The organism is Staphylococcus sp. NWU MK-U1 (assembly GCF_033283505.1).
Lineage (GTDB): Bacteria > Bacillota > Bacilli > Staphylococcales > Staphylococcaceae > Staphylococcus > Staphylococcus haemolyticus.
Genome location: NZ_JAVSMG010000001.1, coordinates 398545 through 414337, shown reverse-complemented (window position 1 = coordinate 414337; position 15793 = coordinate 398545). Strand labels below are relative to the sequence as shown.

Sequence of the window (15793 nt, the reverse complement as noted above, 5' to 3'; positions counted from 1 at the left end):
CTCTTTTTATTTTTCATAGAAAGCGTAGTAAGATTATAGATAAAGATGAAATTGAGGTGAACGTGTATGAAACATAAGAAAACAAATGCGATGCGTATGTTAGACAGAGCTAAAATAGATTATGAAGTCAAAACATTTGAGGTGGAAGATGGGCATATGGATGGTGAACGCGTTGCAGAATTAGTCGGTGAAAATGTCCATGATGTTTTTAAAACACTTGTATTAGAAAATGCTGAACATGATCATTTCGTATTTGTAGTTCCAGTCAGTGAGTCATTAGATATGAAAGCAGCGGCCAGTGTCGTTAATGAAAAGAAATTACAGCTAATGCCATTAGATAATTTGAAACAAGTAACAGGTTATATACGAGGTGGTTGTTCTCCAGTAGGCATGAAACATTTATTTCCAACTACGATTGATCAATCTGCTTCTTTACGTGAAAAAATTATCGTGAGCGGTGGACAACGAGGAATTCAAATTGTGTTACAACTTGAGGATCTTGTTTCAATGACAAATGCACAAGTAGAAGACATTACTCAAAAATAGCAATATAGTGACAGATATTACAAATGGGATGACAAATTGTGTAATATCTGTTAATTTTTAAACCGAAATGAATGTTTTTGATTGTTTTTGACAATTTGTGATTGAAAAATGTAAGCGTACACATTATAATGTGAGTTGAAGCGGGGTGGTTAAATGATTTCTGAAAAAAGACATGACTTAATACTTCAGGAATTAAGGAAAAAAGATTTTCTCACACTCCAAGAATTAATAGAGCAAACAGGTTGCAGCGCTTCAACTGTTAGAAGAGATTTATCGAAATTGCAACAACAAGGTCGACTTCAAAGAGTTCATGGAGGAGCAACATTAAATAGTAATAGAAATAATGAACCAATTCTGTCGGATAAATTGTCGCAAAATTTAAAAGAAAAAAGAGTGATTGGTCAATTTGCTGCAAAACTCATCGAAGATAATGACTGCATTTTTATGGATGCTGGTTCATCAACGATTGAAATGATTCCATTCATTAAAGCACAAAATATTGTAGTGGTTACAAATGGATTAACGCATGTTGAAAAGTTACTTAACCAAGGCATCAAAACTTTGATGATAGGTGGACAGGTTAAAGAAACAACATTTGCCACAGTAGGTGCTAGTGCACTTGATACATTGAGTCGTTATTGTTTTGATAAGGCTTTTTTAGGAATGAATGGTTTAGATTTAAAATATGGTCTTACGACGCCAGATGAAAAAGAGGCACTAATAAAAGAGAAGGCCATGGAACAAGCAAATCAATCATATGTTTTACTTGATCATTCAAAAATAGATGAAGTTTATTTTGCACATGTACCAATTAGTCAAAACTATGTTGAAATGGTGGTTTCAAAGCAAACAATAGCACTTTCACATTTTGAACAATATAAAGAAAAGTACGTGTTTATAGGAGGGTAACCATGATTTATACAGTAACATTCAATCCATCTATTGACTACATTATGTTTACTAATGGATTTGAAATAAAAGGGTTAAATAGAGCGACATCTACTTATAAATTTGCAGGTGGGAAAGGTATCAATGTATCTCGTGTTTTAAAAACACTAGGTGTACCATCTACAGCATTAGGGTTTGCTGGAGGTTTTCCTGGAGAATTTATAGCTCAAACATTAGAAGAAAGTCAAATTAAAACGGACTTTATTGAAGTTGATGAAGATACACGTATTAATGTAAAACTGAAATCTGGTGACGAAACTGAAATTAATGCACCAGGACCGTCTATTACTGATGACCAATTCCTAGCATTATTAAATCAAATTAAACAGACAACAAAGGAAGATACAGTTATTGTTGCTGGTAGTGTACCTAAGAGTATTCCAAGTGATGCGTATGCTCAAATTGCAGAAATAACTCAAAGCACAGGTGCAAAATTGGTGGTTGATGCTGAAAAAGATTTAGTTAACACAGTGCTAAAATATCAACCATTATTTATTAAACCTAATAAAGATGAATTAGAAGAAATGTTTGATATGACTGTTGAGAGCGACCAAGATGTTGTTAAGTATGGTCGTGAAATCTTAAAAGAAGGTGCACAATCAGTCATTATATCTCTAGGTGGAGATGGTGCAATTTATATAGATAAAACGCGTAGTATAAAAGCCCAAAATCCTAAAGGACAAGTCGTTAATACGGTTGGTTCAGGAGATAGCACTGTTGCTGGTATGGTGGCAGGTCTTGAATCTGGATTATCACTTGAAGATGCATTTCAACAAGCTGTTGCTTCTGGGACAGCAACGGCATTTACTGAAGATTTAGCAACAATAGAAGATATAGAAAAAATTAAATCACAGGTTACTATTACAGTACTTGATGGGGAGTGAAATTAATGAGAATCACAGAATTACTAACAAAAGATACAATTGCTATGGATTTATCAGCTTCTGACAAAAATGGTGTGATTGATGAATTAGTGAATCAATTAGACAAAGCGGGTAAATTAAGTGACATAGCACAATTTAAAGAAGCGATTCATAATCGTGAATCACAAAGTACAACAGGTATTGGAGAAGGAATTGCAATTCCACACGCAAAAGTAGCAGCAGTAAAATCTCCAGCCATTGCCTTCGGTAAATCTAAAGAAGGTGTTGATTACCAAAGTTTAGATGGTCAGCCTGCACATTTATTCTTCATGATTGCTGCTCCAGAAGGTGGCGCACAAACACACTTAGATGCGCTAGCTAAATTATCTGGTATCTTAATGGATGATAAAGTGAGAGAAAGCTTATTACATGCAAACTCTCCTGAAGAAGTACTTCAAATTATTGATAATGCAGATGATGAAGCAACTAAAGAAGAAGAAAAAGAAGCACAAGAACAAGAAGCAGCTGCCGCTGGTGCAACAAGTGGTTCTACAAGCACAACAGACGCTAATGAACCTTATGTATTAGCTGTTACAGCATGTCCTACAGGTATCGCACATACTTATATGGCTCGCGATGCATTGAAAAAACAAGCTGACAAAATGGGCGTTAAAATGAAAGTTGAAACAAATGGTTCAGGCGGTATTAAAAACCATTTAACTCAACAAGACATCGAACGTGCGACAGGTGTTATCGTAGCTGCAGATGTTCATGTTGAAACAGATCGTTTCGACGGTAAAAACGTAGTTGAAGTACCAGTTGCTGATGGTATCAAACGACCAGAAGAACTTATTAATACAGCACTTGATACAAGTCGTAAACCATTTGTAGCACGTGGTGGTAACTCTAAATCTACAGATAGTGAAAGTAATGAGAAACAAAGCTTTGGTAAAGCGTTCTATAAACACTTAATGAACGGTGTATCAAATATGCTACCTTTAGTAATCGCTGGTGGTATCTTGATGGCTATCGTATTCTTATTCGGTGCTAACTCATTTGACCCTAAAAGCTCTGAGCACAACGCTTTTGCAGAACAATTATGGAATATAGGTAATAAGAGTGCTTTTGCCTTAATCATTCCAATCTTATCAGGTTTCATCGCTCGTAGTATTGCAGATAAACCAGGTTTCGCAGCTGGTTTAGTTGGCGGTATGTTAGCAATTTCTGGTGGTTCTGGATTTATCGGTGGTATTATTGCAGGTTTCTTAGCAGGTTACTTAACACAAGGTATTAAATATATTACACGTGGCTTACCACAAGCAGTTGAAGGTTTAAAACCAACGTTAATTTATCCATTATTAAGTGTAACTATCACTGGTTTATTAATGATTTATGCATTTAACCCGCCAGCAGCATGGTTAAATAACTTATTATTAAATGGATTAAATAGCTTATCAGGTTCAAATATTGTATTACTTGGTTTAGTTATCGGTGCAATGATGGCTATCGATATGGGTGGACCATTTAACAAAGCAGCTTATGTATTCGCTACTGCAGCCTTAACAGAAGGTAACGCGGCACCAATAACTGCAGCAATGGTCGGTGGTATGATTCCACCATTAGCAATTGCGACAGCAATGATATTCTTTAAACGTAAATTTACTAAAGAACAACGTGGTTCTATCGTGCCAAACTATGTGATGGGCTTATCATTCATCACTGAGGGTGCAATTCCATTTGCTGCAGCTGACCCACTTCGTGTGATTCCATCAATGATGGTAGGTTCAGGTGTCGGTGGTGCAATTGCATTAGCATTAGGTTCAAGAATCAATGCACCACACGGTGGTATCATTGTTATTGCAGCGACTGACTTTAGTCATATCTTACAAACATTAATTGCTTTAATTGTAGGTACACTTGTTTCAGCGATTATGTATGGTTTATTGAAACCAAAAGTAACTAAAAACGAAATTGAAGCTTCAAAAGCTATGGATGAATAGAAATAAAAATCTCTTGCCCTAATAATTGGGCGAGAGATTTTTTAATACTTTAATTTATTCTTCATAACTAGACGAGGAGTCTATATTATCAAGATTGGGACAAGATAATGAATTCATTATGAATTATGTCTTGCTCCATTTTTGTCTTAGTCATAAATTACAGTGATAATAAAACATTATCATTTCAAATTGGTATAGAGTTATTAAAATATGTAAAAATGGGTAGACATATGAGAGTATGTCATAGGAAGTAAAGCGTTTTAGTGATAAAGAATATATGCTTTGTGACTCCCAAACGCTTTAGTTTAGTCCTCTCTTGACTATTACGCAATATTAGTTTTAAATGATAAGTTGTAACTTTTTAATCAAAAGCGTTACAATCAACTATTTGTAATTAATATATGATAAAATAAAAGTAATACATTTTTTCGGGGGTGTCGCAATGGGAAGGTCTTAACATGTGTTTATATCGTCAAAGCACATTACGAATTAAATTCGTGTTACCCATATGGGACACATTTATTTGGAGGTGAATCCCTAGGAATAGGGAATTAATTGGATACAGTGACCATAATAAATTTAGTAATATTTTTTCTATTAATAGCATTAACAACAGTATTCGTAGGTTCAGAATTTGCATTAGTTAAAGTACGCTCAACGCGTATTGAACAGTTAGCTGAAGAAGGTAATCGTAGCGCTAAAATTGTCAAAAAGATGATTGCAAATCTTGACTATTATTTATCAGCCTGTCAATTAGGTATTACAGTTACTTCATTAGGATTAGGTTGGTTAGGGGAACCAACATTTGAAAAATTGTTGCATCCACTATTTAACTTATTACAGTTACCTGATGCATTAACTACAACAATCTCATTTGTAATTTCATTCATCGTAGTGACTTATTTACACGTAGTATTAGGTGAATTAGCACCGAAATCTATAGCAATTCAACATACAGAAAAATTAGCCCTAACTTACGCTAGACCATTGTACTATTTCGGTAATATAATGAAACCTTTGATTTGGTTAATGAATGGTTCAGCACGTGTGATAATTAGAATGTTGGGTGTTGATCCAGACGCTCAAACTGATGCTATGTCAGAAGAGGAAATTAAGATCATTATTAACAACAGTTATAATGGTGGAGAAATCAACCAAACAGAATTAAACTATATGCAAAATATCTTTTCATTTGATGAGAGACATGCAAAAGATATCATGGTACCACGTACTCAGATGGTGACTTTAAATGAACCATTCAATGTTGACGAATTATTAGAGACGATTAAAGAACATCAGTTTACACGTTACCCAATTACTGAGGATGGAGACAAAGACCATATTAAAGGTTTCATCAACGTTAAAGAATTCTTAACAGAGTATGCTTCTGGGAAACCTATCAAAATCAATAATTATATCCATGAATTACCAATGATTTCAGAGACAACTCGCATTAGTGATGCGTTAGTTAGAATGCAACGTGAACACGTACATATCAGTTTAATTATTGATGAGTACGGTGGCACAGCTGGTATTTTAACAATGGAAGATATTCTTGAAGAAATTGTCGGTGAAATACGTGATGAGTTTGATGATGATGAAGTAAATGACATCGTTAAACTTGGTGAAGATACGTATCAGATTAATGGACGTGTCCTTCTTGATGACCTCAATGAAAAATTCAACATTGAATTTAAAGATTCAGAAGACATTGATACAATAGGTGGTTGGCTCCAAGCCCACAACACTAACTTACAAGTTGAAGATCATATCGATACACAATATGATCGTTGGATTGTGTCTGAAATGGATAATCATCAACTAGTTTGGGTTGTACTTAAATATGAGTTCATCGATAATAGACCAACATTCGGTGAAGACGAAGATGAAAGTGAAGATAAAAAAGATAATAGCGATGAAAGTCGTGAATAATTTAAAGAGTATTGGATGAATTAATACTATACAAAGCTATATCGCAAATTTGCATAAACTGACTGAGCTGAGAAGGCGCTCTAAATGAAGCGTTTCTCAGTTCTTTTTAACTTTGAGGGCTGGGACAACGAATTCAAAAGAATTCTGTCCCAGTCCTTTTAATTGTTCAATACACTCTATTAGAGTTATCCTAATTATTAATAGATTGAAAATTATCAAGAACGTTAGGAGAAGATATTATGGTAAATGACACACAAATTTTAAACAATGCTTATCCGATGCCGAGACTTGGCTTAGGTGTCTATAAGGTTACAGATGAAGAAATGGAAACAGCGATTCAAGCTGCATTAGATGATGGTTATCGTGCATTTGATACAGCATATTTTTATAATAATGAAGAAGCACTCGGTAAAGCACTAAAAAATAGTGGAGTGCCTCGAGAAGACTTGTTTATTACAACTAAACTATGGAACGACCATCAAGGTTATGATAGTACACTTGAGTATTTTAATCGCTCATTAAATAATTTAGGTTTAGAATATATCGATTTATATTTAATTCACTGGCCTTGCGAAAAAAATGAACTTTATATTGAAACATATAAGGCATTAGAAAAATTATATGAAGAAGGTAAAATAAAAGCAATTGGAGTATGTAACTTCAAAGTGCATCACTTAGAAAAATTAATGCGTGAAACTAATATTGTACCTCAAGTTAATCAAATTGAAGTACACCCTTACTTTAATCAACAAGAAGTCCAAGATTTCTGTGATAAGCATGATATAGTAGTTACTGCATGGATGCCATTAATGAGAAACAGAGGATTGTTAGACGATCCTACTATAACAAAACTAGCAAAAGCGTATGATAAAACACCAGCGCAAATCGTATTACGTTGGCACGTGGCACATAATCGTGTTGTCATTCCAAAATCTAAAACACCATCACGTATAAGAGAAAATCATGATATATTTGATTTCAACCTTGAACTAACAGAAATAGCTGAAATAGATAGTTTAAATCGCAATGCGCGTCAAGGTAAAGATCCTGATGAAGTGAGTATAGGTGATTTGAAATAAATTGGTTTCTATTAAATGGAATCAGACATTGAAAATTATAGAATGATTGTATATTTTTTATTTAATTTTTATTAATTGTTTGTTAATTGCATAGTTTTTAGTAGAATAGTTATTTATTTTATTGATAAAATAGTACTAAGAATGATGAAAAGGATGTAATTTAATGAAAATCAGAGTCATTGTGCCTTGTTTTAACGAAGGTGAAGTCGTAACAAAAACTTACGACAAATTGACTGAAATTTTGATGAAAGATAGCTTGGATAAAGGGTATGATTATGACCTTTTATTTGTCGACGATGGTAGTAAAGATAACACAATCGACCATGTTCAACATTTAGCAAGCTTAGATCAACATGTTAAATATATTTCTTTCAGCCGAAATTTTGGTAAAGAATCAGCAATGATAGCTGGTTTTCAACATAGTGTGAAATGTGATGCTGTGGTGATGGTAGATGGAGATTTACAACATCCACCAGAATTCATTCCACAAATGATAGAAGGATTCCAAGAGGGGTATGACCAAGTTATTGCTAAGCGAGATCGAACAGGAGAGAACATAGCCCGTAAGTCAATGACTAAGTTATATTATAAATTGATAAATAGCTTTGTCGAAGACATTGAATTCATAGATGGTGTCGGTGACTTTAGATTATTGAGTCAACGCGCAGTTAAAGCAATGGCTTCTCTTAAAGAATATAATCGCTTTTCAAAAGGTTTATTTGAATGGATTGGTTATAATACTAAAATCTTTACATATCAAAATGTAGAACGAGAAGCGGGTCATTCTAAATGGACATTCACTAAATTATTAAATTATGGTATTGATGGGCTAATTTCATTTAATAATAAACCTTTACGTGCGATGATTTATCTTGGAATGACGATATTCAGTTTAAGTATCGTTTATATCTTGTATCTGCTGATAGGTATAATGGTCAATGGCATTAATAATCCTGGTTATTTTACAACGATAGCTGCGGTATTACTTATTGGCGGAATTCAATTGATTTCTATTGGTGTAGTAGGTGAATATATTGGACGAATTTACTATGAAGTTAAGCAACGACCTAAATATATTGTGCAAGCATCAAATTTAAAAGAACCAACGCACGATCTCAAAGTAGTAGAGCAAGAGAAAGAAAAAGTACATTTATAAAAATCAAAATAAACGCTTGAAGTTTTAAATGATGAAACTTCAAGCGTTTAATTATTTTCTATATGATGTTTTAAATTAGTATTTTTAAGTTGCCATGCTAGATAGATACCTAAAAGAATATAAATGATTAAGAAGATATACCAGAATGGCGTCAAAAAAGTTAATAATACAATCGAAATTATAATAAGCATATAGCCTATAGTAATTGGAAATTTAAGCTTTTTTATAAATTTAAAAATTCCAAGTTCTCCTCTAGAGAAAGTACCTAAAAATATCGCACTAGCACCTATTAAGAATATTGTTGGCGCTAAGTATGGAACAGACATGTAAATTGATTGATCACTTGATCCATAGGTAATAAATAATGAGCAACTTATTATGATAGAAAATATCAAGGCAATCGATTTATACTCGTAAATAACAAGTGTATAGTGTTGATAATTCAAGTAATATTGAAGTCCCAACCAACATATAAAAAAAGCGATTGAGCATAATGTTATAAAATTAAATTTGTCGATGACGATAGCATTAATTAAAGCGTTAATCGTTATTGCTATTAATACGGAGCTAAATTTAAGCTGTTTGAATTGGTGCTTATATAAGTCAAAGCCGAGTACACCAAGCACTACGGCGATATTAATTAATACATATATAATCATGCTGTACTCCTATCTAACATAGTTCATTAGAACATTATACCAATTAAAACAAACTTAATCATTTCAAAACACTTAAAAAATATTTTTCATTTATAAAGTAATTATTAAACACCCTTTTTGTTACTCCACAGTAACGTATGCAACTGTGGTAAAACATAAACTTGGTTCATATCATTACTAGCCATCACTCTATCAACTAATGCTTCATATCGACTTAAAAGTTTTTCTGTATGGTTGTCAACTTCATCATCTAGGTAGGGATTACCGACTTGTAAGTAAAAAGGAATGTTTGGATAGCGATGATGTATCATTTTAGCGAATTCGTAATCATCATCATCAAAAATAACAACCTTTAAATTAAGTGTTGATTCAATGCATTGTTCGATTACACTATCTAATATGTCAATGTTAGGTTTCATGTTAGAGCTTGGTGGTTTAGGACTTATAGTTAAATCGTTAATTTGTCTCATCCATGGTTGGAATTTACTTCCTTGAGTCTCTAAAGCAGAGTATATCTGTTTTTCTTCAAATAAATCCACTAAATCTTGTATACCTTTAATTAGTGCTGGGTTACCTCCAGATATCGTAACGTGATCAAAATGGTCACCGCCGATTTTTTTCAGTTGATTATATATTTCTTCAGCTGTCATTAACTGAATGTCTTCTTTAGCGCTTCCATCCCAAGTGAAAGCAGAGTCACACCAACTACAACGATAATCACAACCTGCAGTTCTAACAAACATCGTTTTGCGACCTATAACACGTCCTTCACCTTGAATCGTAGGTCCAAAAATTTCGAGTACTGGAATTTTAGCAGCCATTATTTATACTCCTTTGGGCGATATACGACATAACTAGTCGGCGTTTCACGTAGATAAACTTGGACACATTGAGGTTGATTATCACAGTTTTGTAGATGAGTTTGGACCATTTTATATATTGTTTGAGCTACAACTTCAGTTGAAGGACTCTTATCTTTAAATTGAGGTAAATCATTTAATAAGTAGTGATCGAATTGGTCGTGGATTAGTTTTTTTAAATCACTAAAATTGATTAAGAAACCATTATGATCGAGTTTATCCCCTGCAATTGTTAAATTAACAAAGTAAGTATGCCCGTGTGTTCTCATACATTTACCGGCATCTTCACTTGGAATGTAATGCGCGGCTGAAAAATTAAAATCTTTATTAAGTTCAAAACTATAGGGGTGGGCAACTGACGGATAGAGTTGTTGAATCATTTTAATTCGCTCCTTTTGCTTCTAAATAATATTGTAGACCACGTTGTCTTAATTGACATGCTGGACATTCTCCACAACCATCACCAATAACACCGTTATAGCATGTAAGTGTATTGTGTCGAATATAATCTAGAACACCTAATTCGTCACTAAGTTCCCATGTCTGTGCTTTGTCTAACCACATTAAAGGAGTATGAATAACAAAGTCTTTATCCATAGATAAACTAAGCGTTACATTCATTGATTTAATAAAGCTATCACGACAGTCTGGATAACCTGAAAAGTCCGTTTCACAAACCCCGGTAATAATATGTTTAGCATTGCGTTGATAAGCTAATGCACCAGCAAATGATAAGAATAATAAATTACGTGCTGGTACAAACGTGTTTGGAATACCGTCTTCACCAGTTTCAATGTCCATATCATGTTGTGTTAAGGCGTTTGGAGTTAATTGTGATAATAGTGACATATCTAAAATATGATGTTTTAAATTTTGCTCTTTTGCGATGCGTGTAGCAACTTCAATTTCTGCATCATGTCGTTGACCGTAATTAAATGTTACCAATTCAACATCTTTAAAATGTTTTTTAGCGTAAAATAAACACGTTGTGCTATCTTGCCCCCCGCTAAATACTACAATGGCTTTGTCCTTGTTTAAATTTTGATTTGTCATGAATATTCTCCTTTTTTGAAAAGATTAGATCATACTTTATGCCGTCTCTAACCTAGCCATGAGAACATAAAAAAAGTCTATCTCTATAAAAAAGATAGACTTAGAAACATTTCAACTAGTTATACAAAAGTAATGTTACTTTCAAACTAAATATTTCGATTATTGTCTAGTTTTTTATAGAGGGTTTCAGCTAGGAACCTCTTTTGAGTTTTTAGTACGCTAGTTAGCGTAATATATTCACTTCTTAAAATCAAGCTATATTTTAAAGCAATATAAATAGTAAACCCTTACATTTTCAAAAAATTATTAATTATAATAAAGTTATAGATGAAGTTATTTAACATAGAGTTGGAGCGACATAAATGATTATAGTTATAGATAATAAAGATTCATTTACATATAATTTAATAGAATATTTTAAGACAGAAACTGATAAAGAGATAGTTGTATACGAGGTAGATGACGTTTCCGTTGATCTATTAAGGTCATCTAACGTAGAGGCAATTGTCATCTCGCCAGGTCCAGGTAAACCTAGTGACTATCCAATTTTAACTGAAATTATGAATCAATTTGAGGGTGAAATTCCTATATTAGGTGTCTGTTTAGGTTTCCAATTTATTTATGAATATTATGGAGGTACGATTATTCATGGATTAAAGCCGGTTCACGGTCATACCACAACGTTAACTCATAGAGGAACTGGACTATTTAAAGGACTACCTCAAGCGTTTGAAGTAATGAGATATCATTCACTCATTGCAGATAAAAATCATATTCCTACCATTTTAGATATGACAGCTTATAACGAAGAAGGGATTATAATGGCTTTTGAACATAATAAATATCCTATTTATGGCGTTCAGTATCATCCTGAATCTATTTTAAGTGAATATGGGCATGAACAGATACGACTATTTTTAGAAAAGTGGGGATAGACTATGAACATCGCGTTTAATTATAGATACTATACGACACCTGACCATTTTGAAACAGTAGCATTAAATTTTGACACGTATGCCTCTAAAAAGGTGGCTTACACTTTGAATGACATCGGTGCAGTAGTTCGCTTTGCTCAAGATGAACAATCAAACGGGCGTTACGTAGCGCTATATCTTACATATGAAGCGGCAAAATTTTTTAATCAAGAAATGGCTACGCACGAATTGAATAATAATCAAGTCATAGCTCTTGCATATAGTTTCAATCCTAATATGGCTAAACATCCGTCTAACAATCTTTCGCAAAGCTACAAACCTAAACATCAGTTTCGCTTTTTGGAAAGTGATGCAGAAATGCAAGATAAGATCAAACAAGTTCAAGACGCAATCACTGATGGAGAAACGTATCAAGTGAACTATACAACACGTTTAGTTAGTGATATCCATTACCCTATCTCTGATTTATATTATTATTTAACTCAGACAAATAATGGTGATTATACTGCATTATTAGATGTAGAAGAGATTAAAGTTGCCTCAATTTCTCCTGAATTATTCTTTCAAAAAGGAGCATTCAATAACCAAGAAAATGTAGTTGTAAGTAAACCGATGAAAGGGACAATGCCACGTAGTATTAATAAAGATGAAGATTTGATGAATTATGACATATTGAAGAACTCTCTTAAAGATCGTGCTGAAAATGTAATGATTGTTGATTTATTGCGTAATGATATTTCTAGAATTTCTAAGCCAGGAACTATACACGTTAATAAGCCATTCTTTATAGAAAGTTATAAGACTGTTTATCAAATGACGAGTATGGTCTCGGGTCGATTAGAAGCCGAAACGAGTTTGACCGATATTTTAAAAGCGCTGTTTCCATGTGGTTCCATTACGGGCGCACCGAAACTTAATACGATGTCATACATTAAAGCGCTTGAGCCTAATCCTAGATATATTTATTGTGGAACAATTGGATTATTATCTCCGGATAATAAAATGATATTTAATATTCCAATTCGAACGCTTGAGTATCGAAATGAGAAAGTTCATTACGGTGTGGGTGCAGGTATTACAATTGATTCTATACCTGAAAAAGAAGTACAAGAGTTTCGAGATAAAACAAAGATATTGGAGATGTTATAAATGAACTTGTTTGAAACGATGCGTCTGGAAAATGGTGAAATTCCAAGACTTCAATATCATATTAATCGAATACAACAATCATGTGGACGTTTGGGTTATGCCTTTTCAAAGGAAAACTGGTTACATCTTGTAAAAGAGATTATAAAAAATCATCAACAGGGCACGTTCCGACTTAAAATAGAAATAGATAAAACTGGCGATATGAATTATGTAATTAAACCTTTATCTCAAAAGTCGCTGTTTACGGCTAAATTTCAGCAAGTTCAAACGCATTATAACGAACGATATATCATTAACAAAACCACAGAACGCCAGCATTTAGCACACAATCATGAAACAGATTTAATATTATTATATGATGAAAAAGGTAAAATTCTGGAATTTGATATTGGTAATATCATGATAGAGGAAGAAGGTACATACTATACGCCGAGTTATGACAACGACTTTTTATTGGGATGCATGCGTCAATCTCTTATAGATGAAGGAAAACTTTCAATCAAAAATTATACTAAAACAGAACTCAGCGAGAAATTAAATAATCAGCAGGTACGTATCTTTTTACTAAATAGTTTACGAGAGGTTGCCGATGTGTCTATTTATCTATAAAATAATATTGGAAGTATATGCGTATTTATTGATAAAAACGAACTAACGGAGTGAAATATGGCAATATTATGGGTTGTAATTATTGTGATTTTAAATGTGATAAGTAAATATTTAGCAGATCGATATTTAAATAATAATGCACTCATTAATGCACGTATTGTGGCAACCGTTACCGTTTTAATTCAATGTGTATTCATTTATTTTTTAATTAAATCAATCATTCCTTATGCGGTTGATTTTCTAAATATATTTTATCATCATTAAATATAATTATTTTGAGGTGGAGTTATGAAGATTTATAGTCAGGGAGATCAAGCAATTGTAATTGCGGTTGAAAAAGATGTATCTAAAAATGTAACAACTGAGTTAATCGCAGTGCGTAATCATTTATTAAAGAAAGATTTACCATTTATAACTGAAATTGTTCCTACTGAATCAGATATGATGATTTGCTATGATGCTCGAGATATGATTAAACATCATAATATTACTTCACCTTTTCAATATATGAAGGCATTAGTAACATCTATACAAGAAGAAATAAAACAATTAGAAATGAACAAAGATGAGAGCACGACCTATGAAATTCCTATTATTTATGGTGATGAATTTGGCCCCGATTTACAGGACTTGCTAGAGTATTACAAATTAACAAAAGATGAATTTATTCAATTACATTCTGATAAGGCTTACTTTGTCTCTATGATGGGCTATGCTCCTGGCTTTCCATATTTAACTGGAATGAATGAAGCATTGTATGTTAATCATACAAGTAATAAGAAGAAACTTGTTACTGCAGGTTCAGTTATTATTGAAGGAAAAAAATGCGGGATTGTAACAACTGATACATATAATGATTGGTTAGTGATAGGGTACACGCCTATGACGTTGTTTACTCCTGAAAAAGAAGATTTTACACTGCTAAAATTAGGAGATAATGTCACTTTCAAACCAGAAAAACGCAAAGATATTGAATTAGGAGAATTTAAACCATGTCAATCATAATAGAAAAAGCCGGATTGTTTAGTAGCTTTCAAGATTTCGGGCGTCATGGATATGAATATGCAGGTGTTATTCCGTGTGGAGCTTTAGACACACTAGGTCATGAAATTGCAAATCGTCTTGTCGCTAATGACAAGAATGAAGCAACACTTGAAATGACACATATTATGGCTAAAATTCGATTCACTGAACCTACTTTAATTGCATTAACAGGTCAAAATTTTGAAGCTTATACACAAAACATGCGAGTAAAACCTTATAAACTATACCTTTTAGGTAAAGATGATGTGTTATCTTTTAAAGAAACAAATAAAACGTCACGTGTATATCTTGCTATAGGTGGAGGATTTAAATTAGACAATTGGCTGGGTTCGAATTCTACAGATTTAAATGTTCACATTGGTGGCTATCACGGGCGTAAACTTGAAAATGGCGATGAAGTTGAAATGAAAAGAGAATATACTGAACGTCATCATAAGTTGTTTGAAAATCTAAAAGAAAAGCGTACTACTGATTGGGGTATTGATGGTTATGCATTGTCGTTCAACTATATCTCTGACGTGTTTCATGTTATCGCTAATAAAGGTACTGAAGACTTTGATAAGGAAACGCAATCCCATTTTATTAAAGGCGAATATAAAGTAACTAATAAATCGAATCGTGTTGGTATGTTATTAGATGGTGAGAAGATAAAAGCATATTACGATGATATGCCTGCACATCAATCTGTTAAAAGAGGAACGATTCAAGTTAAACGAGATGGTACACCGATTATCTTATTAAACGATCATTATACAATAGGAAGTTACCCTCAAATTGGAACGATTGCGAGTTATCATTTGACTAAACTTGCACAGAAACCACAAGGTTCACGTTTGAAATTCCAATTTATTGATATTGAAACTGCTGAAAAAAATGTTGTGAACTTTAGCAATTGGATGAATCAACTGTTTCACGGCATTGAATTCAGAATGCAATTAGAAATGATGAAATAACTGTTAA

17 protein-coding genes and 1 riboswitch are annotated in these 15793 nt (G+C 33.1%); of the genes, 13 read left to right on the top strand and 4 right to left on the bottom strand.

The features are described 5' to 3' along the window. The first annotated feature begins 66 nt into the window (after nucleotides 1-66). From ybaK to SBL16_RS02090, 7 genes are all read left to right on the top strand, one after another. Complete coding sequence (gene ybaK, locus SBL16_RS02120; RefSeq protein ID WP_053041153.1) at nucleotides 67-546, top strand: Cys-tRNA(Pro) deacylase; 480 nt, start codon at nucleotides 67-69, stop codon at nucleotides 544-546. Nucleotides 547-699: 153 nt separating this feature from the next. Continuing rightward, entirely contained in the window at nucleotides 700-1455 is a 756-nt protein-coding gene (locus SBL16_RS02115) for a DeoR/GlpR family DNA-binding transcription regulator (protein ID WP_107612030.1), read from the top strand. Between the two features lie 2 nt (nucleotides 1456-1457). After that, entirely contained in the window at nucleotides 1458-2378 is a 921-nt protein-coding gene (gene pfkB, locus SBL16_RS02110) for a 1-phosphofructokinase (protein WP_037536441.1), read from the top strand. 5 nt (nucleotides 2379-2383) lie between these two features. Then, nucleotides 2384-4357, top strand: a complete 1974-nt coding sequence (locus SBL16_RS02105; RefSeq protein ID WP_037536438.1) for a fructose-specific PTS transporter subunit EIIC — start codon at nucleotides 2384-2386, stop codon at nucleotides 4355-4357. Between the two features lie 555 nt (nucleotides 4358-4912). Further along, nucleotides 4913-6289 (top strand): hemolysin family protein, encoded by a 1377-nt coding sequence (locus SBL16_RS02100; protein WP_037536437.1) that lies wholly within the window; start codon nucleotides 4913-4915, stop codon nucleotides 6287-6289. A 239-nt stretch (nucleotides 6290-6528) separates the two neighbouring features. Further along, complete coding sequence (locus SBL16_RS02095; RefSeq protein WP_317952563.1) at nucleotides 6529-7368, top strand: aldo/keto reductase; 840 nt, start codon at nucleotides 6529-6531, stop codon at nucleotides 7366-7368. Nucleotides 7369-7531: 163 nt separating this feature from the next. Then, the gene (locus tag SBL16_RS02090; protein WP_107612031.1) at nucleotides 7532-8524 is read left to right on the top strand and encodes a glycosyltransferase family 2 protein; all 993 of its coding nucleotides are present in this window, start codon (nucleotides 7532-7534) and stop codon (nucleotides 8522-8524) included. 47 nt (nucleotides 8525-8571) lie between these two features. Here the strand turns inward: SBL16_RS02090 and SBL16_RS02085 are convergent, their stop codons facing one another. The 4 genes from SBL16_RS02085 to queC form a co-directional block, all read right to left on the bottom strand. Next, nucleotides 8572-9183, bottom strand: coding sequence for a DUF2273 domain-containing protein (locus tag SBL16_RS02085; protein WP_107612032.1), 612 nt, complete (start codon nucleotides 9181-9183; stop codon nucleotides 8572-8574). A gap of 104 nt (nucleotides 9184-9287) precedes the next feature. Beyond that, nucleotides 9288-10004 carry a 7-carboxy-7-deazaguanine synthase QueE gene (queE, locus tag SBL16_RS02080; protein ID WP_107612033.1) on the bottom strand — a complete coding sequence of 239 codons (717 nt, stop codon included), beginning with the start codon at nucleotides 10002-10004 and terminating at the stop codon, nucleotides 9288-9290. Beyond that, nucleotides 10004-10423: a 6-carboxytetrahydropterin synthase QueD gene (gene queD, locus SBL16_RS02075; protein WP_053017232.1), complete on the bottom strand. Its 420-nt coding sequence runs from the start codon at nucleotides 10421-10423 to the stop codon at nucleotides 10004-10006. Before queD ends, queE begins: the two co-directional genes overlap by 1 nt. Before the next feature lies 1 nt (nucleotide 10424). Beyond that, the gene (gene queC, locus SBL16_RS02070) at nucleotides 10425-11096 is read right to left on the bottom strand and encodes a 7-cyano-7-deazaguanine synthase QueC (RefSeq protein ID WP_107612034.1); all 672 of its coding nucleotides are present in this window, start codon (nucleotides 11094-11096) and stop codon (nucleotides 10425-10427) included. 160 nt (nucleotides 11097-11256) lie between these two features. Beyond that, nucleotides 11257-11303: riboswitch (PreQ1 riboswitch) on the bottom strand. A 155-nt stretch (nucleotides 11304-11458) separates the two neighbouring features. Between queC and SBL16_RS02065 the strand changes: the two genes are divergently transcribed. Genes SBL16_RS02065 through SBL16_RS02040 form a run of 6 tightly spaced genes read left to right on the top strand, consistent with a single transcriptional unit; the run spans nucleotide 11459 to nucleotide 15786 of the window. Continuing rightward, nucleotides 11459-12031, top strand: coding sequence for an anthranilate synthase component II (locus SBL16_RS02065; protein WP_107612035.1), 573 nt, complete (start codon nucleotides 11459-11461; stop codon nucleotides 12029-12031). 3 nt (nucleotides 12032-12034) lie between these two features. After that, complete coding sequence (locus tag SBL16_RS02060) at nucleotides 12035-13180, top strand: chorismate-binding protein (protein ID WP_107612036.1); 1146 nt, start codon at nucleotides 12035-12037, stop codon at nucleotides 13178-13180. Continuing rightward, nucleotides 13181-13789 (top strand): aminotransferase class IV, encoded by a 609-nt coding sequence (locus SBL16_RS02055; protein ID WP_107612037.1) that lies wholly within the window; start codon nucleotides 13181-13183, stop codon nucleotides 13787-13789. A gap of 57 nt (nucleotides 13790-13846) precedes the next feature. After that, a complete protein-coding gene (locus SBL16_RS02050; protein WP_107612038.1) occupies nucleotides 13847-14053 on the top strand; it encodes a hypothetical protein in 207 nt (68 codons plus the stop codon). A gap of 24 nt (nucleotides 14054-14077) precedes the next feature. After that, a complete protein-coding gene (locus tag SBL16_RS02045; RefSeq protein WP_053018718.1) occupies nucleotides 14078-14794 on the top strand; it encodes an allophanate hydrolase subunit 1 in 717 nt (238 codons plus the stop codon). Then, complete coding sequence (locus tag SBL16_RS02040) at nucleotides 14782-15786, top strand: biotin-dependent carboxyltransferase family protein (protein WP_107612039.1); 1005 nt, start codon at nucleotides 14782-14784, stop codon at nucleotides 15784-15786. The genes SBL16_RS02045 and SBL16_RS02040 overlap by 13 nt, the downstream gene beginning before the upstream one ends. Nucleotides 15787-15793: the final 7 nt, after the last annotated feature.

Coding starts and splice junctions, on each gene's coding strand:
- ybaK (WP_053041153.1), top strand. CDS start 67: ATGAAACATAAGAAAACAAATGCGATGCGTATGTTAGACAGAGCTAAA.
- SBL16_RS02115 (WP_107612030.1), top strand. CDS start 700: ATGATTTCTGAAAAAAGACATGACTTAATACTTCAGGAATTAAGGAAA.
- pfkB (WP_037536441.1), top strand. CDS start 1,458: ATGATTTATACAGTAACATTCAATCCATCTATTGACTACATTATGTTT.
- SBL16_RS02105 (WP_037536438.1), top strand. CDS start 2,384: ATGAGAATCACAGAATTACTAACAAAAGATACAATTGCTATGGATTTA.
- SBL16_RS02095 (WP_317952563.1), top strand. CDS start 6,529: ATGGTAAATGACACACAAATTTTAAACAATGCTTATCCGATGCCGAGA.
- SBL16_RS02090 (WP_107612031.1), top strand. CDS start 7,532: ATGAAAATCAGAGTCATTGTGCCTTGTTTTAACGAAGGTGAAGTCGTA.
- SBL16_RS02085 (WP_107612032.1), bottom strand. CDS start 9,183: ATGATTATATATGTATTAATTAATATCGCCGTAGTGCTTGGTGTACTC.
- queE (WP_107612033.1), bottom strand. CDS start 10,004: ATGGCTGCTAAAATTCCAGTACTCGAAATTTTTGGACCTACGATTCAA.
- queD (WP_053017232.1), bottom strand. CDS start 10,423: ATGATTCAACAACTCTATCCGTCAGTTGCCCACCCCTATAGTTTTGAA.
- queC (WP_107612034.1), bottom strand. CDS start 11,096: ATGACAAATCAAAATTTAAACAAGGACAAAGCCATTGTAGTATTTAGC.
- SBL16_RS02065 (WP_107612035.1), top strand. CDS start 11,459: ATGATTATAGTTATAGATAATAAAGATTCATTTACATATAATTTAATA.
- SBL16_RS02060 (WP_107612036.1), top strand. CDS start 12,035: ATGAACATCGCGTTTAATTATAGATACTATACGACACCTGACCATTTT.
- SBL16_RS02055 (WP_107612037.1), top strand. CDS start 13,181: ATGAACTTGTTTGAAACGATGCGTCTGGAAAATGGTGAAATTCCAAGA.
- SBL16_RS02050 (WP_107612038.1), top strand. CDS start 13,847: ATGGCAATATTATGGGTTGTAATTATTGTGATTTTAAATGTGATAAGT.
- SBL16_RS02045 (WP_053018718.1), top strand. CDS start 14,078: ATGAAGATTTATAGTCAGGGAGATCAAGCAATTGTAATTGCGGTTGAA.
- SBL16_RS02040 (WP_107612039.1), top strand. CDS start 14,782: ATGTCAATCATAATAGAAAAAGCCGGATTGTTTAGTAGCTTTCAAGAT.